This window comes from Pontibacter sp. LHS1, assembly GCF_058932855.1.
Map to the genome: position 1 here is coordinate 215,920 of NZ_JBZYWF010000005.1, position 19,355 is coordinate 235,274.

The 19,355-nt window shown below is 52.4% G+C and carries 18 protein-coding genes; 8 read left to right on the forward strand and 10 right to left on the reverse strand.

Annotated elements, in window-relative coordinates; translation table 11 throughout:
- Nucleotides 1-20 precede the first annotated feature (20 nt).
- The 4 genes from AC5FXQ_RS12170 (at nucleotide 21) to rluF (ending at nucleotide 5,049) form a co-directional block, all read left to right on the forward strand.
- Nucleotides 21-1,799, forward strand: a complete 1,779-nt coding sequence (locus AC5FXQ_RS12170; RefSeq protein WP_493602697.1) for an aminopeptidase P family protein — start codon at nucleotides 21-23, stop codon at nucleotides 1,797-1,799.
- Between the two features lie 119 nt (nucleotides 1,800-1,918).
- Complete coding sequence (ctlX, locus tag AC5FXQ_RS12175; RefSeq protein ID WP_493602698.1) at nucleotides 1,919-2,848, forward strand: citrulline utilization hydrolase CtlX; 930 nt, start codon at nucleotides 1,919-1,921, stop codon at nucleotides 2,846-2,848.
- A 189-nt stretch (nucleotides 2,849-3,037) separates the two neighbouring features.
- Nucleotides 3,038-3,949 (forward strand): AEC family transporter, encoded by a 912-nt coding sequence (locus tag AC5FXQ_RS12180; RefSeq protein ID WP_493602699.1) that lies wholly within the window; start codon nucleotides 3,038-3,040, stop codon nucleotides 3,947-3,949.
- Between the two features lie 89 nt (nucleotides 3,950-4,038).
- Nucleotides 4,039-5,049 carry a 23S rRNA pseudouridine(2604) synthase RluF gene (gene rluF, locus AC5FXQ_RS12185; RefSeq protein ID WP_493602700.1) on the forward strand — a complete coding sequence of 337 codons (1,011 nt, stop codon included), beginning with the start codon at nucleotides 4,039-4,041 and terminating at the stop codon, nucleotides 5,047-5,049.
- A 177-nt stretch (nucleotides 5,050-5,226) separates the two neighbouring features.
- Here the strand turns inward: rluF and AC5FXQ_RS12190 are convergent, their stop codons facing one another.
- From AC5FXQ_RS12190 to hemN, 3 genes are all read right to left on the reverse strand, one after another.
- Nucleotides 5,227-5,889 carry a hypothetical protein gene (locus AC5FXQ_RS12190; RefSeq protein ID WP_493602701.1) on the reverse strand — a complete coding sequence of 221 codons (663 nt, stop codon included), beginning with the start codon at nucleotides 5,887-5,889 and terminating at the stop codon, nucleotides 5,227-5,229.
- Nucleotides 5,890-5,948: 59 nt separating this feature from the next.
- The gene (locus tag AC5FXQ_RS12195) at nucleotides 5,949-6,497 is read right to left on the reverse strand and encodes a CopD family protein (protein ID WP_493602702.1); all 549 of its coding nucleotides are present in this window, start codon (nucleotides 6,495-6,497) and stop codon (nucleotides 5,949-5,951) included.
- Nucleotides 6,498-6,612: 115 nt separating this feature from the next.
- Complete coding sequence (gene hemN, locus AC5FXQ_RS12200; protein ID WP_493602703.1) at nucleotides 6,613-7,983, reverse strand: oxygen-independent coproporphyrinogen III oxidase; 1,371 nt, start codon at nucleotides 7,981-7,983, stop codon at nucleotides 6,613-6,615.
- Between the two features lie 230 nt (nucleotides 7,984-8,213).
- Here hemN and AC5FXQ_RS12205 point away from each other — a divergent pair, with 230 nt between their 5' ends.
- Complete coding sequence (locus tag AC5FXQ_RS12205; RefSeq protein ID WP_493602704.1) at nucleotides 8,214-9,326, forward strand: alanine racemase; 1,113 nt, start codon at nucleotides 8,214-8,216, stop codon at nucleotides 9,324-9,326.
- Nucleotides 9,327-9,401: 75 nt separating this feature from the next.
- On the opposite strand, the gene AC5FXQ_RS12210 is transcribed toward AC5FXQ_RS12205, so the two are convergent.
- On the reverse strand, nucleotides 9,402-10,265 hold the full coding sequence (locus AC5FXQ_RS12210; RefSeq protein ID WP_493602705.1) for a M28 family peptidase: 864 nt from the start codon (nucleotides 10,263-10,265) through the stop codon (nucleotides 9,402-9,404).
- A gap of 196 nt (nucleotides 10,266-10,461) precedes the next feature.
- On the opposite strand from AC5FXQ_RS12210, the gene AC5FXQ_RS12215 reads away from it, so the two are divergent.
- Nucleotides 10,462-11,361, forward strand: coding sequence for a glycoside hydrolase family 25 protein (locus AC5FXQ_RS12215; protein ID WP_493602706.1), 900 nt, complete (start codon nucleotides 10,462-10,464; stop codon nucleotides 11,359-11,361).
- Nucleotides 11,362-11,406: 45 nt separating this feature from the next.
- Here the strand turns inward: AC5FXQ_RS12215 and AC5FXQ_RS12220 are convergent, their stop codons facing one another.
- Together AC5FXQ_RS12220 and AC5FXQ_RS12225 are read right to left on the reverse strand one after the other, a co-directional pair.
- On the reverse strand, nucleotides 11,407-12,186 hold the full coding sequence (locus tag AC5FXQ_RS12220; RefSeq protein WP_493602707.1) for a hypothetical protein: 780 nt from the start codon (nucleotides 12,184-12,186) through the stop codon (nucleotides 11,407-11,409).
- 85 nt (nucleotides 12,187-12,271) lie between these two features.
- The gene (locus tag AC5FXQ_RS12225; protein ID WP_493602708.1) at nucleotides 12,272-14,083 is read right to left on the reverse strand and encodes a glycosyltransferase family 2 protein; all 1,812 of its coding nucleotides are present in this window, start codon (nucleotides 14,081-14,083) and stop codon (nucleotides 12,272-12,274) included.
- Nucleotides 14,084-14,384: 301 nt separating this feature from the next.
- On the opposite strand from AC5FXQ_RS12225, the gene AC5FXQ_RS12230 reads away from it, so the two are divergent.
- The gene (locus AC5FXQ_RS12230; RefSeq protein ID WP_493602709.1) at nucleotides 14,385-15,617 is read left to right on the forward strand and encodes a glycoside hydrolase family 2 TIM barrel-domain containing protein; all 1,233 of its coding nucleotides are present in this window, start codon (nucleotides 14,385-14,387) and stop codon (nucleotides 15,615-15,617) included.
- 238 nt (nucleotides 15,618-15,855) lie between these two features.
- A complete protein-coding gene (locus AC5FXQ_RS12235; protein ID WP_493602710.1) occupies nucleotides 15,856-16,671 on the forward strand; it encodes a nucleotidyltransferase in 816 nt (271 codons plus the stop codon).
- 73 nt (nucleotides 16,672-16,744) lie between these two features.
- On the opposite strand, the gene AC5FXQ_RS12240 is transcribed toward AC5FXQ_RS12235, so the two are convergent.
- From AC5FXQ_RS12240 to AC5FXQ_RS12255, 4 genes are all read right to left on the reverse strand, one after another.
- Nucleotides 16,745-17,257 (reverse strand): DinB family protein, encoded by a 513-nt coding sequence (locus tag AC5FXQ_RS12240; protein WP_493602711.1) that lies wholly within the window; start codon nucleotides 17,255-17,257, stop codon nucleotides 16,745-16,747.
- Between the two features lie 29 nt (nucleotides 17,258-17,286).
- On the reverse strand, nucleotides 17,287-17,772 hold the full coding sequence (locus AC5FXQ_RS12245; protein WP_493602712.1) for a GNAT family N-acetyltransferase: 486 nt from the start codon (nucleotides 17,770-17,772) through the stop codon (nucleotides 17,287-17,289).
- 3 nt (nucleotides 17,773-17,775) lie between these two features.
- A complete protein-coding gene (locus tag AC5FXQ_RS12250; protein ID WP_493602713.1) occupies nucleotides 17,776-18,201 on the reverse strand; it encodes an EamA family transporter in 426 nt (141 codons plus the stop codon).
- A gap of 87 nt (nucleotides 18,202-18,288) precedes the next feature.
- Complete coding sequence (locus AC5FXQ_RS12255) at nucleotides 18,289-19,314, reverse strand: phosphatase PAP2 family protein (RefSeq protein WP_493602714.1); 1,026 nt, start codon at nucleotides 19,312-19,314, stop codon at nucleotides 18,289-18,291.
- Nucleotides 19,315-19,355 lie beyond the last annotated feature (41 nt).

The following is a 19,355-nucleotide window of genomic DNA, read 5'->3' on the forward strand; positions in this document are numbered from 1 at the left end:
TTCACTAAGCCACACAAACTATGAGTTATAAAGAAAGACTGGCTGCTATACGCCAGCAAATGAAAGAGCAGGGACTGAGCGCCTACATCATTCCTTCTGCCGATCCGCACATCAGCGAATACCTGCCTGACCGCTACAAGTGCATCTACTTCGCCTCCGGCTTTACCGGCTCGGCAGGTACGCTGGTGATTACCCAGGATTTTGCCGGTCTCTGGACTGATGCACGCTACTTTGTGCAGGCCGTGGATCAGCTTGCTGGCAGTGGCTTTGAGCTCGTGAAGCTGCAGGCGCAGCACGCGCCGGAGTACATTGGCTGGCTGGCCGACCGTTTGGAGCAGGGAGAAGTAGTAGCCTATGATGCGAAGCTGATTTCGGTGGGACTGGCAGAGCTGCTGGAGCAGGAACTGGCACCGCTAGGTATAGCACTGGCCTCTGACCGCGACTTGCTCGACCCGATCTGGGATGACCGTCCGGAGCTGCCGACTGCCCCAGCTTACCTGATAGGAGAAGAGACTACCGGGCAATCCACTACGGCAAAGCTGGAAAAACTACGCACCGCCCTTAAAAAGCAAAGAGCCGACTACCACCTGATCTCTTCCCTCGACGACATGGCCTGGCTCTTCAACATGCGCGGCTCCGATGTGAAATGCAACCCGGTGGTGCTGAGCTTTGCTCTGATCAGCCAGGATAATGCGGTGCTGTTTATTGACCAGGCGAAGCTGAGTGAAACGGACAAGAAGAAGCTGATGGCCGACGGTGTGGTGTTGCAGCCTTACGAGATGGTGGAGCGCCTGCTGGCCGAACTGCCTGCTGGATCTTCCATCCTGATCGACCCGAAACGCAATTGCTATGCCCTGTACAAGCAACTGCCGGCTGAAGTGCGCATGATCCAAAACACCAATCCGACTACCTTCTTAAAGGCCATCAAGAATGAAGTAGAAGTAGAGAATACCCGCAAAACGATGGTGAAAGACGGTGTGGCCCTAAACCGTTTCTTCAAATGGTTGGAGGAGAATCTGGGCAAGGAGACCATCACTGAGCTTTCGGTTGCTGATAAGGTGCTTGAGTTCAGGGCAGAGCAGGAGGGCTTCATTGGCGAGAGTTTCGATACTATTGCAGGTTACAAGGCACACGGGGCCTTGCCGCATTACAAAGCTACACCGGAAAGTGATGTGGAACTGAAGGCCGACGGACTGTTCCTGCTTGACTCCGGCGGACAGTATACCACCGGCACCACCGACATCACTCGTGTAGTTTCGCTGGGCAACCTGACCGAAGAAGAAAAGACAGACTATACCCTGGTGTTGAAAGGCATGATAGACGGCGCCACCGCCCGCTTCCCAAAAGGTACGCGCGGTTACCAGATCGACGCCATCACGCGCAAGCCGCTCTGGGACCATGCCCGCAACTACGGACACGGCACCGGCCACGGTGTTGGCTTCTTCCTGAACGTGCACGAAGGTCCGCATGTGTTCAACCCATCGCCTACACCCGTGGACATTGAGCTGGGCATGATTACCTCAGTAGAACCCGGCTTGTACCGCCCGAACCAGTACGGCATTCGCATCGAGAACCTCGTTCTGACTATACCTGATGAGGCCAATGACTTCGGCGAATTCTATACCTTCGAGCACCTCACCCTGGCATTAATTGATACGGCTCCGGTGAAGAAAGAACTGCTGGACGAGCGCCAGATCAAGTGGCTGAACGACTACAACCAACTGGTGGTAGAAAAACTTGGTCCGCACCTGAACGAGGAGGAGCTGAATTGGCTGAAGGAAAAGGCGAAGGCCGTTTAATTTGTTGATTACTTTGTTAATTGTTGGGCCGGCTATACCTGATGAAGGTATAGCCGGTTTTTTATGCTTGTCCCATTCCTCCATTTTCTCTAGTATATTTGTAAAACACCTAAACCACCATGAAACAGACCACCAGCACCATATTAATGATAGAGCCAACAGGCTTTGGGTATAACCCGGAGGCGGCTCCTACCAATTCCTTTCAAAAAGAATCACGTGAGTTCACCCCAAGCCAGGTACAGGATATTGCCCTGCTCGAATTCAGAAATGCTGTAGCGGAGTTGCGCAACCTGGGCGTAGAGGTAATCACCATGCGTGATCCCGAAAATGCAGGTACGCCAGACTCTGTTTTCCCAAACAACTGGTTTTCTACCCATGCCGAAGGACATTTGGTAACTTACCCGATGGCATCTCCCAGCAGACGAAACGAACGCCGTCAGGAGGTGATTGATAAGATCAAACATGCCTGCGGGTGTGGCGAACACGTGACGCTGGAGTTTTTTGAAGAGCAGGAAACACCCGTTTTTCTGGAAGGGACAGGCAGTATGGTGCTCGACCGCGTGAACAAAATAGCCTATGCCGCTGTGTCGCCGCGCACGAGTTTGGATGCTTTGCAGCATTTTTGTGATAAGCTGGGCTACAAGGCTATTACATTCGAAGCTTATGGAGCGGTAGGAGAGCTGATCTACCACACCAACGTGATGATGTGCGTGGGCGACACCTATGCCGTAGTGGCGTTGGAAACAGTAGCTGAGCAGGACCGTGAAAAGCTTCGAATTAGCCTGACTGGTAACGGGAAGGAAATCATCGAGATTAGTAAAGAGCAGACTTACCAGCACTTCGCCGGCAATATGCTGCAGGTCGAGAACCAGCAGGGGGAGCGCATTCTGGTGATGTCGAAAGCTGCTTATGAAAGTCTGACGCCGCAGCAGTTGGAGCGTATGCAGGCACATAATGAGCACATCCTACACCTGCCCATCCACATGATCGAAAAAGCCGGTGGTGGCAGCATCCGGTGTATGATTGCGGAGCTGTTCAGGAAAGCGTAATCTGGAGCATGAGCTAATCTTTCCCTTCCTTCCTATTTGTCTGGGGGGATGGGAAGGGTACAGCTAGACCAAGGGATGCAGCAGTTGCAGCTTTAATAAAGGCATAGTTGCATAATTTTTCTCTTGTAGCATACCCTATCCCAATTACCGTATACCTAGCTTTGCGGTTTCATTTATACCTGAGCCTGCATGAGCAGTATCATCTTACTATTTCTTTGCCTGATTGTCGGGGTATTGCTGCGCCGGGTGCCGGCTTTCCCGAGCACGTCGCCGGTGGTGCTCAACCAGTTCATCATCCACATCTCGCTTCCGGCACTGGCGCTGTACGCTATACCTGAGGTAGCACTCGACAGTACGGTACTGCTGCCCGTTGGCGTCGCCTGGATTTGTTTTGGGGCGGCTGCGGCCTTCTTCTATACTATAGGCCGAATCTATGGCTGGTCTAAGAAACTGATCGGGTGTCTGATTCTTACTGCCGGACTCGGCAACACTTCTTTTGTCGGCTTCCCGATCATCGAGGCGCTGTATGGGAAGCAGGGGCTGCAGACGGCCATTCTCGTCGACCTGCCCGGTACATTTGTGGTGGTCTCGACTTTAGGTATAGCCCTGGCCGCCTACTTCTCCAAAGGGCAGCCTGATTTTAAAGCTATTGGTCTTAAAATACTAACTTTTCCGCCTTTCCTGGTATTCGTGATCGCCTTTGCCATGAATGTAGCGAACCTGCATTTTTCGGATGATCTGAAGGATGTCTTTAATAGGCTGGGCAGTACTGTGACGCCGCTGGCACTGGTGAGTGTGGGCATGCAGCTGCGCATTGAGCGTAAGAGTAAGCACTGGCGCTTTCTGTTCCTGGGCCTTGCCTTTCAACTGATTCTGGCTCCTTTGCTGATCTATGTGCTTTATGCGCTGGTGCTTGGTATGCGTGGTCCGGTGGTGCAGGTAAGTATATTGGAGGCAGGTATGGCCCCTATGATCACCGCCTCTATCGTGGCCATTTCCTACGGACTCAAACCCCGCCTGGCTTCCATGATGGTAGGCTTCGGTATACCGCTCTCTTTCATCACGCTGGCGATCTGGTACCTGCTCGTGCAGGGGCTGTAGGTATAAGCTTTAGCTATTCCTGAAGTTTTCTCGTTATTTTACAAGTATAAACACACGCCGGCAGGTATAGACCACGGCCATTTCAGATTATGACACAACACACATCCGACGGCATCCGCTTAAACAAGTTCATTAGCGACGCAGGCATCTGTTCCCGTCGCGAAGCAGATAAACTGATTGAGCAGGGGAGGGTACTGGTGAATGGCAAACCGCCCGAAGTCGGAGCCAGAATTAAAGGCAAAGACAAAATTCAGGTTGACGGCAAAACGCTGCAATGGAATCAGGTAGCCCCCGTATACCTGGCACTTAACAAACCAGCCGGTATAGAAACCACCACCGACCTCTCGCAGCGTGATAATATCATCCGTTTCGTGAATTACCCGGAGCGTATTTTTCCAATCGGCCGCCTCGATAAAGATTCGGAGGGCCTGATCTTCCTGACCAACGACGGCGACATTGTCAACAAGATCCTGCGGGCTGGCAACAAGCACGAAAAGGAGTATATCGTGACCGTGGACAAGCCTATTAACGAGGATTTTGTGCAGAAGATGAGCAACGGGGTATCTATACTTGGCGTGAACACCAAAAAGTGTTTTGTAGAGCAGTTGGGTGCGAACAAATTCCGCATCATCCTGACGCAAGGTATGAACCGCCAGATCCGGCGCATGACGGAGACCTTGGGCTACGAGGTGCAAACCCTGCAGCGCATCCGCATCATGAACATCACGCTGGCCAAGCTCCCATTGGGCCAATGGCGTGAACTCACCGACGAAGAAATTGCTGAGATTCAAAGCCAGGTGGCTGACTCTGTGAAGACTGAGGAAGGCTCAGTGGCTAAGAAAAAGGCAGCTTCCAGTCAGTCGCAAACTTCGCAGCCAGCTCGCAAGAAATCTTCGTCTGGCAGCAGACCACCACGAAAGGAAGGTGTTGCAGGCAAGAAAAGCGGTTTCGGGGCAAGCGATTCCAAAGGCAGCAGAGGCCAGCGTGGTGCTTCCAAAGGGCCGGGGGCTAAGAAGTCAGGAGGAAAAAGCAGCGCTGGTTCCAGAGGCGCCAGCAGAAACGCTCCGGCAGCCAAAGGCGGTGGACGAAAGAGACGCTAGGCTTATTACGTAGATAAAAAAGCCGGTGCAGCAGTTAGGTTTTATACCTATACCTGCTGCACCGGCTTTCTGCATTTTATGACCTTCATTCCTACTTATCCTTCACTTTTGAAGCTGCTGTGAGTTCTTAGAGAACCAACTTTTGCCTTCAGAGTCGGATTGCAAAAAGACACTCTATTATTGATTGTCTTCCTCCTCCTCAGTTTCTTCCTCTTCCGGATAGGCGTTCAGTTTGATCTTCTCAATCTGGAGGTAGGTCTTGAACTGATGGATCAATTTATCCATTTCCTTTTCTTTCTGCTGCAGGGCGTCCACTTCTTCGTCTGATGTTTGCAACACCGGACGCAGACGGCTCAGGCTTTCCTTCATTTGTGCCACAGCATCTTCCGTATGGTTGATCACCTCCTGGTTTTGCTCGGCGGCCATGGCTAACTGCAACTGACCGATGTACATTTCCAAGAACTCCACCATATCCCAGGGGTTGTTGGGGCGGTTCCAGGTGAAGCCTGTGTTACAACGGCGGCACTTGTAGGTATTGCATTTCCAGCCATGCTCGTTGGTGGTGGAGCCGGTGCGCTTCAGCATGTCGGCTTTGTTGCACTTCGGGCACTGGGCATTGTCTTCGATGATGTTGAGCAGGCGCTCCCGCTTGTCCATGATGGCGCTGCGGTTGGTGGCATGCGTGATCAACTGTGTTTCCAGATTCTGGCAGGCAGCTGTGAGCTGTGAATGCTCCGCACTGAGTTCACCTTCCTCCATCAGCTTTGCAGCACGCTTGCTGAAAAAGCGTATCAGTTTGATCAGTTCTCTCTCGTTTGGCTTCAGGGCGGCTTGTTTCATGATTTGTGTGTTTGTTCAAAGGTACAAAATCCGGCGCAAAGCACGAATTGTTGAGCAGCTTAACGCATCTGCTTCGCTTCGCGGGTGCGTTTGTAAATGCGAATGGCCAGCATCAGCAAGGCCGAAAACAGCAGCAGTCCCACAATACCCCATACCATGCTCAGCGCATTTTTGAGCACCACCAGAAATACAATCGCGATCAGGAAAACCGTGGCTACCTCATTCCAGATACGCAACTGTGTGGAGGTATACTTGATGATGCCGTTTTGCTGCTGCTTGAAGATGCTATGGCAAAAGAGGTGGTACACATAGAGCCCTACCACAAAAGCGATCTTCCAGATAAGCCAGCCCGGAAACGGATCATAGAGTCCCAGAGTAATCACAATGCTGGTGCCGAAGATCAGGGTCAGAATGGCCGATGGCCAGGTGATGCCATACCACAGTCTTTTTTGCATGATCCGGAACTGGTTCTGTAAAATGCTACGCTCCGGCTCCGGCTTTTCAGCCGCCTCAGCAAAGTAAATAAACAGACGCACAATGTAGAATAGGCCGGCAAACCAGGTTACTACAAAAATAATGTGCAGGGCTTTGAGGTATAAAAAGGACATAGACCGTCAGGTGCTGTTTTGGCAAAGGTACGGAAAAACAAAAGTCCGGCATACCTTGCGGTACCCGGACTTTGCGGTTGGTCTGAATAATCAATCAAAATCAAACCTATGCACCTTAAACAGACTTACTGAAAATCGGTACGGTCTTCTTTCCAGCCCACAGGCGGGCATCCAGGCACATGGCGATGTTGCGCACGAAAGGCTTACCAGCAGGCAACACCTGTATGTCCTGGTTGCTGTACTCTACCAGGCCATCGTCAGCCAAGGGCTGCAGACGCATCAGCGCATCTACAAAATATGGCAGTTCCTCGGGCTCCCAGCTGGTGTAGTCGCGGCACATCAGGTTTTGAATGTGGGTGCGCAGCAGCATGTCTTCGCCAGTCAGCTCGTGGCCTTTGAAGATAGGCAGATGACCAGTTAAAACCGTTTCTTCATAGGCTTCCACTTCCTTGATGTTCTGCATGAAGGCAGTGCCCGTGTCAGAGATGCTGGAGCAGCCCAGGCCGATCAGCAGTTGGGTATGGCGTGGGGTATAGCCCATGAAGTTGCGGTGCAGGGTGCCATTTGCCGAGGCAATGCAAAGCTCGTCTTCCGGCAGGGCGAAGTGGTCCATACCAGTTTCAATGTAACCGGCCTCTTCCAGCATGGCGCGGCCCAGTTCGTACAGTCCACGTTTTACATCTGGTGCTGGCAGATCAGCCTCTGAGTAGCGGCGCTGGCCTTTGCTCTTCCAGGGCACGTGGGCGTAGCTGTAGAAGGCGATGCGCTCCGGACGCAGTTCTTTCACTTTCTCAATAGTATGACGCACACTCTTTGCAGTCTGGTGCGGCAGCCCGTAGATGATGTCGCCGTTGATGGAGGTATAGCCGATTTCGCGGGCTATATCAAATATTTCCTTTGTCTTCTCGAACGTCTGGATGCGGTTGATGATCAGCTGCACGTAGGGGTCAAAGTCTTGTATACCCACGCTCAGTCTGCGGAAACCCAGGTCGTAAAGTACCTGCAGCTGCTCGCGGTTCGTGGCGTTCGGGTGTACTTCGATGCTGAAAGCCGCATTGGTAGTAGTTTCGGTTTTCTCGAGCAGACGCTCCAGCAGATTTTTGAGGTTGGCTGCGCTGAAGAAAGTCGGGGTGCCGCCCCCCAGGTGCAGCTCTGTGATGCGTGGCTTCTCGTCGAACAGTTCGATATACTGCTCCCATTCCTGAAGGAGCGCCTCCAGGTAAGGCGACTCAACCGCGTGGTTTTTGGTGATGCGCTTGTTACAGCCGCAGTAGGTGCACAGGGCCTCACAAAAAGGGAGGTGCAGGTATAGGCTGATGCCTTCTTTCTTATTTGTGGCTCGGAAAGCCTGCTGCACGTGTGACTTCCAACGCGCTTCGGTCAGGGGTTTTTCGTCCCAGAACGGTACGGTAGGGTAGCTGGTATAGCGTGGCGAAGGTACATCGTACTTGGCCAGTAGTTCAGCAGGAGTTGCAGCAGTTTTCATGATCGGTTCTTCTAAAAGGTACATCGAAGCAATAGCTGCTTCATTACGGTTACAAAGGTCGGGCACCTAAGCCGCCAAAGAAATGACATTTGTCAGTCAGAGCGTTTTTTCTGAAATTTCGGGCAGGGCAAAGGGGTGATAGTTGTCATGAAAAATGAAATTTCGATAACAATCCCCTACAAGTTTCCCTTTGTACCAAACACATTGTACACCTCTCAAACTTTAATCATATGCTCGACCATATCACACAAACCACCCTTTTAGTGGACGAACAGAAGTGCCGCCAGAACATCACGATGATGGCTGAAAAGGCTGAACGCAACAACATCCGGCTGCGTCCGCACTTCAAAACGCACCAGTCGGCGCAGGTGGGGGAGTGGTTCCGCGAGACGGGAACGACAGGTATAACTGTGTCGTCGCTCCAGATGGCCCGCTATTTTGCCGCCCACGGCTGGACCGACATTATGGTGGCTATACCTGTGAACATCCGCGATATGGCGCTGGTAAACGAACTGGCGTCCAAGATAAAGCTGCATCTGGTGGCTGTGAACATCGAAACGGTGCAGGCCCTGGCAGAGCAGCTGCAGCAACCCGTTAACCTCTGGCTTAAGATCGACACAGGCTACCGCCGCACGGGCATTCTGCCGCACAGCCATGAAGAACTGGACGCGATTGTGGCTTTGCTGGAGCAGAGTGATAAGCTGCAGTTCACAGGCGTGCTCGCCCACGATGGTCATACCTACAAGCAAACGGATGCAGAGGCGATCCGCACTATTCACCATACCACCGTTTTTCTCCTGAATCTGGTGCGCGACAGGTATAAGGCTCGTTTTCCGGAGTTGAAGGTGTCCATCGGCGATACGCCATCGTGCAGCATTCTACAAACCATAACAGGGGTGGACGAGATCAGACCGGGTAATTACGTTTTCTACGACCTCACGCAGCAGCACATCGGCTCCTGCAGTTTCGAGCAGATAGCGGTGTGTATGGCCTGTCCGGTGATCGCGAAGCATCCGGAGCGCAACGAGATCATCGTGCACGGAGGCAGCGTGCATTTTTCAAAAGACAGCCTGGTGGGAGCAGATGGTTCGCTGATTTTCGGGCGTGTGGTGGAGCTGAGCGAGAACGGTTGGTCAGAGCCGCTGGAAGGTATAGAACTAATAGCACTGTCGCAGGAGCACGGTACCATACGGGCCAGCAAAGCACTTTTTGACAGGTATAAGATCGGTGATCTGATAGGGATTCTCCCGATTCATTCCTGCCTCACTGCCGATGTGATGGGGAGCTATACTAATATGGATGGGCAGCGGCTGGAGCATCTGTCAGGTATAGCGCAACCTTAAGTAGCTTTAGGTATAAATTCAGTTGAAAGTCGGTGCGTCGCAGCTGGTTAGCCTCCTGCGAAGCACCGCTTTTATTTACAACCTGATGAGCGCACCGTACACTCCCTGCACCACAGCCGCCATTTTATCGAAGTCGAGCGTGTCGATGGTGTCGCTGGTCTGGTGGTAGTGCGGATTGCGCAGGAAGGAAGAGTCGTTGATCATGATGGCGTTGATGTTGTACTTCCAGTAGTTACGGTGATCGGATAGGCCCACCAATCCGAAGCCGGCCGGCAGGTTAACCGACTGCACATCGATGGAGGTATGCTGGCGCATGAGGTCACGTATCTGCTGGGTATAGGCTTCCTGTCCTGTCTTGCCGACAACTACTATAAAGTTACCCTTATCAGGATAGTGCTTCGCCAGCTCCGGATCCGGGAACTTCTGTGAGTTAGGTTCATCCGAAAAGTAGCCGATCATTTCATAGCAGATCATCGCGCGTACTTTCACTTTCTGCTCCTGCAGTTTTCGGGCGTGCACGGCGCTGCCCATGTCCTCGCTGGCAAAGAAGGGCGGCTCTTCCAGACAGTAGGCCACCAGTTCCACATCATGCCGCAGCGAAGGCTTGTGTTCGTGCAGGAGCCGGGCTGTTTCGAGCAAGCCGGCTACACCGCTGGCATTGTCGTCGGCACCGGGCTGATCGCCACACACATCATAATGCGCACCCACCACCAGGCGCTCAGCATTGCTTTGGCCTTTAAACAGGGCCACCACGTTTTTGTAGGTTCTGTTGTCAACTTTAAAAGGCTGCTCCCTCACATCACAATCCAGCTTCTCTAACTCACCCTTGATATACCTGACCGCCTCCTCGAGCGACCCCATGTTCTGGTAGTTTCGTGCGGGCTGTATACCCGTAAGCTGTGCTACATCCCGGTAAAGTCTATCCTTGCTATTGTTCATGCCTCTCTTTGTTCGTGAATTTTATTTTACGGGATTGGGAGAAACTGTTCTGTTGTCATAGTGGTGAAGACAACGATTTAAGGTGTAATTAGGAGCCAATATAAGGTATAGCCTCCTGTGCAGACAATCTTTTTTGATCAGACCTATACCTTCCATTTGCCTGAAAGGCATATCTTTGCTTTCCCCGCAGGAAGCTATGAGTACAGTTAAAACGCCCCCACCGCTTAAACCCATCCGGACGCCCAAAAAGGCCGCGCAGGCCCCAAAGGTGCCCCGTGCTGCGCCTAAGCGGAAGAAAGGAAAGAAAAAGCAGTCGAAACTGCCTTTCTGGATTGGTGTAGGTGTAGTCGCGGCGATTGGCTTGCTGGTGCTGTATGTGGAGTTATTTACGGAGAAGAAACAACCCATCTGGCCCGAAGGGCATAGCCCGCTTGGCAATACGATCCTGGGTATAGACGTGTCCAAATACCAGCGCAAGATCAACTGGGAGAAGGTGCGCGACAACGATGTCTCTTTTGCTTTTATCAAGGCCACCGAAGGCGTGAAGCTAAAGGACAGTCACTACGAGCGCAACTGGGAGGGCACGCAGGAGGTGGGCATCATCCGGGGAGCTTACCATTTTTACCGCCCCAGCGTCTCGCCTGAGGAACAGGCCCGCAACTTCGTTCAGACGGTGGTGCTGCAACCCGGCGACCTGCCGCCTGTGCTGGATGTGGAAGTTCGCGGCAAGCAGCCGCTCAATCACTTCCGGGGCGATATCAAAGAGTGGTTGGTACACGTGGAGCGGGCCTATGGCGTGAAGCCGATCATCTATACCGGCTACAGTTTCTACAAAGAATATCTCGAAGGTTATTTTGACGAATACACGCTCTGGATCGCGCACTACAATGTGAAAGAGCTGAAGATGCAGCGCACCGACCGTGCCTTGCTATCGTTTTGGCAGCACACGGATCGCGGCGTGATAGAAGGTATACGGGGCCCTGTGGATTGCAATATCTTTTACGGCACAAGGAAGGACATCCTCAAACTCTGTATTCAGCCTAAAGAAACTAATGATCCAAAAGACACCCCAAAAACAGGAAAGGCGCAACGATAAGCTGCGCCTTTCCTGTTTTTGATAAGTTCTACTCCTTATTACCAGTTACCAGTCGTTGTTCCAGCGATTCTGAGCGGAGTTGAATTCCCGTGGTCGACGGTCATCTCTGTTTCTGTCTCTATCCCTATCTCTATTTCTGTCTCTGTTCATTTGGCTGCCTGACTGGCTTCCGGACTGCATAAAGCCGCTCGAGCCGTAGTCGCCTTCGCCATACCTGCTGCGGGTTTCGCGGTTATAGCCGCTGCCCATGTAGTTGCCCTGGTCATCACCATAGTTGGAGCTGTAGTAGTCGTCCCGCTCAAAGTCATAGCGGCCCTGGCCACTGCTGCCTTCAAATCGGCGCGATACCTCGTTGCCGTACAGGTCTTCGCGGTCGGAGCCATACCTGTTGCGGCGGCTGTAGTCGCGGCCTTCATCCTGGTAGCCCCGGTTACCCATCGATCCCCTGCCTTCACTGCCATACCTGCGCTGAGAGCCCATGCCGCTGTCAAACGGGTGATCAGAATCGTGGCGGCCGCCCCGGATGTCGCCAAAGCCCTGGGCACCGCCATAGCTGCCCATGTTGCCATAGTTGCGGGAAGTGCTGTAGGTATCGCTGTCGGTGATGTTGATGTTAGAGTAGTTACGCGATCCACCCCGTTCATTGCCCTGGTTGCCCCAGGTGTCCTGGTAGGTTTCGTTGCCGTAGCCCCCGTGAGCAGCAGAGCCATAGTCGTCGAAGCGATAGCCGCTGTCCTGCTCCGGATGACGATAACGCTCTGATCGACGGGTATGGAAATCCCTTTCATTACGGTCATGATCTCGGTCTGATGAATATCTGTTCATAGTTCTAAGTTTTAGCGTTCTACATCAATGCATTATACCTATAAACGAGAGCGACCGTCAACTGTTGGGCAATTTGTGCCCGTACTTACTGTGTGCTGGGCAGCAGACTGGCGGGAAGAATGGTTTGTGGGCGAGCCCCGGCGTTCACAGGTTTCTGCACCAGCGGCTTGTCCTGCCCCTGAGCGGTATTGTAAGGCTTGTAGCCAAACAGCAGGAAACTGGTAGAAACAGCCACAGAGACCATTGTGATCAAAATGGCCACGTAGCGGATGCCGTCGTAAAAGCTGTGCCGGGTGCGCCAGATCGCTAAGCGCAGCGGTTGCAGCACAGGCTGGAGCAGGTGTGCGTGCAGGATGTTGTGTCGCACCCACTGTATGAACTTCTCCTGCCCGATCACCACCACAGAGCCTAATATGAAAACATTCACGAGCGAGAACATGGCCATCATCTGCACATACGGATTGGTATACAGGTGCCCGTACAGGTGCTGGCTGTAGGCGATGGCTCCGAGCATCAGCCCGACCATCAGCATGTTGGGCAGACTCAGCAGCCAGTTGTTTTTCGGCTTGTCATCTTTAGGGGTAGGTATATAAGGCACCTTCACCCGGAAGATAGAGTAAACGAGCCCCAGCAGGAAAATCCACCAGGTGCCGGTACGCAGAATGCCCCCGAACATATGGAAGCCTTTTTCATTCTTCTCGTGGTACCAGCGCTGTGCATACTGCCGGATGGCAATGGAGATCAGGAAGAACGGAGTGAACATGATCAGGAATTCTCCCAGAGACACATACCACGGAAATTCCGCCATGATCAGCGCCAGGGAAGGAATCAGGAAATCGATCAGATTGAAGACCCCAAACAGGTAGTAGAGCGGCAGTGTGCCGTAGTGGATGCGCTGCCGCCAGGTGAAGTGTTTGAACAGCTTTGGGTATACCGTGAAGAGCAGCTCAAAGGTACCGCGACTCCACTTTACCTGCTGCTTGTAGTAGGCGGCCAGCGTGCCGGGTACCAGGCCTCGGTTCAGGATTTTGGGCACGTATACCGATTTCCAGCCTTTGGCGTGCAGTTGCATAGCCGTGTGCATGTCCTCGGCCAGACCGGCTGCATGTCCGCCAATGCTATCGAGGGCGCTGCGGCGGAAAACGCAGTTGGCCCCGATGGCCTGCGCTGTACCGTGTGCGTTCATGCCCATCATCATGGGGCCGTAAAAGTTGTAGGTCTGCTCTGCGGCACCATAAGCCACCAGACTTTCCTTCTGGTTGTAGTAAGCCTGCACGCACTGTACGTAGCCTATCTCCGGATCTTCAAAGTAAGGCAGCACCTCATCCAGAAACTCCGGCACGGGCACGTGATCCGGGTCCAGGATCAGACAGATATCGCCGGTAGCCTGCTGCAGCGCATTGTTGATGTTGCCCGCCTTGGCATTGATCTTTTTGGTACGGGTAACGTGAATCACACCCAGCCTTCTGCACTGTTCCTTCAGGTAAGGATCGTCGGCTTCGTCGCAGAGATAGGTGGTGTGCGGGTAGCGGATGCGCTGAATGGCCTCCAGCGTGTTGATGATCATGTCGTAAGGCTCACCGGCACAAAAGGTGGTCAGCACATCTACCTTAAACTCAGTGCGCAGCTTTGGCTTAACCGGTACGCTCACATCAAAGTAATGGTACCACTCATGCAGGGTGCGCAGCAATTTAAAGCCGAGGGCAGTGGTCAGGAGTATGTAGAGCGGCAGGTAGCCGATATGGTCTGCATCGATAAACCAGTAAAGGAACAGCACCATGGTGAGCAGGCCCATCACGATCATGAGCCGGATGGTCAGCACGTCCTTTGGCTTGGGCACAACGCCCGGAATAGAAGTATGCTGTACTTTAGGGTTACTGGCGGGAATGTTATACATCAGCGAACAGGATCGTGTATTATTTTAGGATGGTTTAATTTCCATGCAGAAGCTTTTTTGCATGTTTTGTGATTATCTGGTACAATAACATCTGTGGTTTATACTCGTATTAGCCTCAAAAGTTCTGTTGCTTTACCCTAATTCTAATCACTTATACCCGTCTTTACCTGCCAATATGCTACCCAACAGTATGGTTTATTTTATCCGGAATAGTACAATTTATTTGATTTGCCTACTCCTGATCAGTTCTTGTTCTTTTAGAACATCTGATAATGAGCGATATGTCAAAACGGGTCGTACAGTGGAGGTAGTAAAGGAAGGGGACAGGTATACCCTGTACCGCAATGGCGAGCCGTACTTTATAAAGGGGGCCGCAGGTTACGAACACTTCGACAAGGTGGCGGCCTATGGCGGCAACTCGATCCGGGTGTGGCACACCGACGATGCACAGCGCATTCTCGACGAGGCACACGAGCAGGGGCTGACCGTTATGCTGGGACTCTGGATGGAGCGGGAGCGGGAAGGCTTCAACTACTACGACAAAGAGGATGTGGCGGCCCAGAAGGAACGTTTGCGCCAGGAAGTGCTGAAGTATAAGGACCATCCTGCCCTGCTGATGTGGGTGGTGGGCAACGAACTGTATGCCGAAGGCTCCAACGTGAAGGTATGGGATGCGGTGAACGGCATTGCCGAAATGATCCATGAAATAGATCCGAACCACCCGACTACCACTACTGTCATGAATGTGCCGAAGCAGGTTGTCAACCTGATCAAGCGACGCTGCCCGGCCATCGACATACTTTCCATTAACTCCTTCGGTGCCCTGCACGACCTGCCGGCCGAAATCCGTGAAACCAACTGGAGCGGGCCTTATGTGATAGCCGAGTTCGGAGGAAGAGGCTACTGGGAGACTTACACGACCTGGTGGTATGCTCCGATCGAGCAGACTAGCTCCGAGAAAGCATCCTTTGCCCGCGAAAGGTATGAGAAGACCGTGCTGGCTGACCCTGACCGCTGCCTGGGTGCTTATGCTTTTATATGGGGCTACAAGTACGAAACCACCCCGACTTGGTTCAGCATTATGACCGAGACCGGCGAAGAAACCGAAATGGCGCAGGTAATGCGGGAGATCTGGAGCGGGAAGCGGGACTTCAACCGGGCGCCGCACATCGCCTATCTCTCGCTCAAAGACATCTTCCCATCTGACCAGGTATACCTGCAGCCTGGTGAATTGTCCTCGGCGGCGGTGTTCGCCACCGATCCCGACGGCGATAGCCTGCAAGTGCAGTGGGAGTTGCTGCCCGAAACGGTAAGTGAAGACGGCAACGCCATCAAAGAACAAAAGCCTGACGCTATACCTGATGCGATCCATAATACAACAGGAAACAGCGTCACCCTCAAAGCTCCGCAGCGTGACGGGGCCTACCGTCTCTATGCCTATGTCTATGACGGGCAGGGAAACGTTGCTACCGCCAACTTTCCTTTCTATGTAAAGGCTGGCAATACCTTCAGTTCAGCTTTGGATTTCTATTGATGTATTCAAGGTTTCATCCAAATTAAATTTTGCCTTTCAAGGGAAAATTGTGACTATACCTTACCTGATTGTTTATTTAGTCAGTGCTACAACTAATTAAGCGCTTTATCAGTAAACCACTTACCTCAGTTTTAGATTAAGGAGTAGTACAATTTAGACTGTTTCTGACAGAGGCGGTCTTCAGGCCATGCTGTCTCCTGCTGAAGATTACATCGATCACAGAGCCTGAATTTAACACATGAGTAAGCAACTGAATCATACAAAAATAAAAACTGCCCAGGCCCCGGTAAAAACTAAGAGAAAAGCGGTGAAAGCAGAGCAGACTCCCCCTGGCGAACTAACCGCAGAGAGCTTTTACAAAGAAGCGCTGAGCCTGCTGGTCAAGAGTGAGGCAAAGTTCCTGGTAGGTGGTGGTCTTGCCCTTGATATGTACACAGGGATCAACAGGGCAACAAAAGACATGGACATTTTCTGCAAGGTGGGAGAGTGCCCCCGCATTCTCAAAACCTTTGCTGAGGAGGGATACTATACCGAAATGACCGACGCCCGCTGGCTGGCTAAAGCCAAAAAAGGCGAGCACCTGATGGACCTGATCTTCAACAACCCCGCCAGCATGTGCCCGGTGGATGATCGTTGGTTTGAGTATGCCACGGAGGGCGAGTTATACGGTGTAAAGGTGAAATTTATGCCTGCCGAGGAGCTGATCTGGTGCAAACTGTACGTGCAGAACAGGGAGCGCTACGATGGCTCTGACATCAATCATATCATCCTTAGCTGTGGCGAAAAGCTGGACTGGAACCGGCTGTGGTCTTATACTGAACAGCACTGGCAACTGTTGCTGGCCCAGTTCATGAGTTTCCAGTTCGTGTACCCATCCGACCGTGACATTATACCCCGCTGGCTGATGGACGAACTGCTGCTGCGGGCCAAAGAGCAGTATGATGTAGAACCGCCAAAAGACAAAATCTGCCGCGGTCCGTTTATCGACCAGACACAGTACGGGCATGATATCAGAGTGTGGGACTACAAAGCCCTCACCATGCGAACGATATAGTTTTTATACCTGCTGATCAGGTATAGCCAACAGAAAAACGCCACTGCTCGCTGTAGTGGCGTTTTTTTATGTGCTAAATTTTGGATGCCTGAGCACTTTGTTCCTGCACCTCTTCTGATGTAAGGCCGAATATTGGAGGGGTCGGTACGCCCAGTATACCCAGGTAGGTATAGATGTGCGCCCGGTGGTGAATTTCATGCTCTATCAACGCGCGAAGCCATTTCCAGCACGTAATCTGTCCGCCTCCCGGTGTTTGTATTTTCTGCTGCAGGTCCTGGTCAGACAGGCTGCTGAAAATGGCGAGACTTTCCTGGTGCTTCTCCCGGAAAAATGCCAGCACCTGCTCCGGATCATCAGCTAACTCTCTGCCGCAGCCAGTATAGGCTGCTGGTCTGCCCATCACAGTTTCGGCGTACAGGTAGCGCTCAATTGCCGCGATGTGCCGGATCTGGTCGGCAAAGGTGAATTTACCTTCCCGGTAGGTCCAGTCGAATTGGTCGGCAGGTATACAGGCGATGACACGCTCGGTGCGCTGCCTGATCTTGCCGTAGTAATCCAGAAAAGAAGGTATGCTGATGATTTCCATAGGCTTTTTAGTGACTACACGTGATCAGTTCAGAACTTGTTGCTTCGTCGCTCGAGCAAAATAGTGTTGCGCCATACCCCGTGCAACTGGGCGATGCGGTCGCGGTAGCCGATTTGCCGGAAGCCGTGGCGCTCCTGTATACGCAGGCTGATCGTGTTCTCGGGGAAAGTGGAGGAATGCAGCGTCCAGATGCCGTTGGCTTCGCTCTCTTCGATCATGGCGCGCATCAGTTGGTCGGCTATACCTCTGCCGCGATGGCGGCTGGCGATGTAAATGCTGAACTCGGCCACACCCCGGTAGCAGGCTCTGGAGGAGACAGGCAGGAGCGCCACCCAACCCAGCACTTCATCACTTTCTATCGCAATCAGACGGGTGTGTGGCAGGTGGCTGCGGTCCCATTCCTCCCAGGTAGGCACTTCTGTGTTGAAGGTCGCTTGGCCCGTCTCCAGGCCTTCGCCGTAGATGCGGAGCACCTCGCTGGCATGCTCCCTTTGCATTGGTTTAATCTGTATCATCTTTTATTTCCAGATCAAAATTAAAGTACCGCATAAGATCACGCCCATTCCCAGCAGCAGGCGGGGCGTAAGCGGCTCGTTCAGCAGAAAGTAGGAGAGGCCCACCGTCACCAGTATACCTGCCCGGTCGATCGTCGCCACCACTGACACATCGGCTGTTTTGATGGCTTTGAAATAGAGAATCCAGTAGATGGCGGTACAGGCCCCCGCCAGTATAAACCAGGTCAGGGTTTTGTTGTCGATCAGTCGGGCTGATTTGAGGCCGCCTGCGTAGAGTGCGTGGCCCAGCACCATCATAAACAATACCCCTGTGCGTATCACCAGCGCCAGATGCTCGTTGGCGTTGTTATTCATGCCCATCTTTGCAAACACCATTGCCACGCCCCCAGTGAGCATGGCAACGAGTGCGTATCCTAACCAAGATTCCATTATCCTCTAAATTTCAGGCTGCAATAGTACGACAGGTTTTACACTCTCCAACTAATTCGGCTCGGAATTTTTGTGTGGCTTTTGGTCTTATTTTTTTGTGAGTTGATTAGCTGTTCTGGCTTGCACTATTTCCGCTTTCATCGCTTCCAGATCGGTGCGGAATTTACGGCTCTTCATCAGCTCTTCCACAAACTGGCGGGCAAACTCTTTACCAGCTTCCGAGTCGCTTGGGTAGTGCACACCACGGGTTTCTCTGGAGAAGGCCATGTCGCTGGCTACGCCTAGGAAGTGGTCTTTATACTCCGGGAAAATGTGGCTCAGGATGTAAGCATGAACGTGCGAAGTAGAAGAGTGTCCGCTAGGGTAGGAAGCGTGGCCCGGCGCTTCCAGGTTCTCCAGACGGCTATCCAACTGGTATGGTCGCGGACGGTTGAAGTCGGCTTTGAGTGAGAAGATGTAGTAAGTGGCGTCTTGTATCACTTGCTGCAGCACTTGCGATGTCACCGGCAGTTGCTCGGCATTGAACCAGGGACCCAGATCGCGGCCGATGTAGAACAGGCTGCTGATGTTGCGGGTATAATCCGCGTCAGCCGGATTGATGGTCAGCGGATCAAAGTATACGGCGGCCATGGTCTCTGTGCGATTGATGGCTTCGGCGTTGCGGGTTTTTTGCAGATGCAGCAGGAAGTCGAGTTCAGCGCGGGTTTCGGCAGAACTGTTGGCCGGGAAAGGCTTGAGCTTAAACTTGCTTACCGGCACATCCACATATACCGTGCGCAGCTTCAGGTATGCCCCACGCTTAAAGTCTGCCTCCGGGAAAGTAATGTCATCCAAAGAGTGGATAGCGACATCTGACTTATTCCCTTTTGCTGGTTTGTTGCCGTTGTTGCTGGCCAGGACTGTTTGTGCAGTTGCTGCAGAGGTAGCAAACAGGTTCAGGAGCAGGACGAAGGTGAGTGTCAGAATGGACATATTCTTAGTATTAGCTTGCAGGTTTTGCTTTTCGCTGCATTTCTCTTTGATCTGCTGAGCGTCCTTAGTTTGCTGTTCGCTCTGTGCGGCTTTTAGCTGTTGTAGAGACTGTGGTGTTGCGAATTGATAGATCGGTTCCATATGATGAATTGTTTTAATGTTTTAGTTTCAAATTCATCGGG

Coding starts and splice junctions, on each gene's coding strand:
- hemN (WP_493602703.1), bottom strand. CDS start 7,983: ATGAAAACTGCTGCAACTCCTGCTGAACTACTGGCCAAGTACGATGTA.
- AC5FXQ_RS12250 (WP_493602713.1), bottom strand. CDS start 18,201: ATGGAATCTTGGTTAGGATACGCACTCGTTGCCATGCTCACTGGGGGC.
- AC5FXQ_RS12220 (WP_493602707.1), bottom strand. CDS start 12,186: ATGAACAGATATTCATCAGACCGAGATCATGACCGTAATGAAAGGGAT.
- AC5FXQ_RS12170 (WP_493602697.1), top strand. CDS start 21: ATGAGTTATAAAGAAAGACTGGCTGCTATACGCCAGCAAATGAAAGAG.
- rluF (WP_493602700.1), top strand. CDS start 4,039: ATGACACAACACACATCCGACGGCATCCGCTTAAACAAGTTCATTAGC.
- AC5FXQ_RS12210 (WP_493602705.1), bottom strand. CDS start 10,265: ATGAACAATAGCAAGGATAGACTTTACCGGGATGTAGCACAGCTTACG.
- AC5FXQ_RS12235 (WP_493602710.1), top strand. CDS start 15,856: ATGAGTAAGCAACTGAATCATACAAAAATAAAAACTGCCCAGGCCCCG.
- AC5FXQ_RS12195 (WP_493602702.1), bottom strand. CDS start 6,497: ATGTCCTTTTTATACCTCAAAGCCCTGCACATTATTTTTGTAGTAACC.
- AC5FXQ_RS12190 (WP_493602701.1), bottom strand. CDS start 5,889: ATGAAACAAGCCGCCCTGAAGCCAAACGAGAGAGAACTGATCAAACTG.
- AC5FXQ_RS12255 (WP_493602714.1), bottom strand. CDS start 19,314: ATGGAACCGATCTATCAATTCGCAACACCACAGTCTCTACAACAGCTA.
- AC5FXQ_RS12245 (WP_493602712.1), bottom strand. CDS start 17,772: ATGATACAGATTAAACCAATGCAAAGGGAGCATGCCAGCGAGGTGCTC.
- AC5FXQ_RS12180 (WP_493602699.1), top strand. CDS start 3,038: ATGAGCAGTATCATCTTACTATTTCTTTGCCTGATTGTCGGGGTATTG.
- AC5FXQ_RS12240 (WP_493602711.1), bottom strand. CDS start 17,257: ATGGAAATCATCAGCATACCTTCTTTTCTGGATTACTACGGCAAGATC.
- AC5FXQ_RS12215 (WP_493602706.1), top strand. CDS start 10,462: ATGAGTACAGTTAAAACGCCCCCACCGCTTAAACCCATCCGGACGCCC.
- AC5FXQ_RS12205 (WP_493602704.1), top strand. CDS start 8,214: ATGCTCGACCATATCACACAAACCACCCTTTTAGTGGACGAACAGAAG.
- AC5FXQ_RS12225 (WP_493602708.1), bottom strand. CDS start 14,083: ATGTATAACATTCCCGCCAGTAACCCTAAAGTACAGCATACTTCTATT.
- ctlX (WP_493602698.1), top strand. CDS start 1,919: ATGAAACAGACCACCAGCACCATATTAATGATAGAGCCAACAGGCTTT.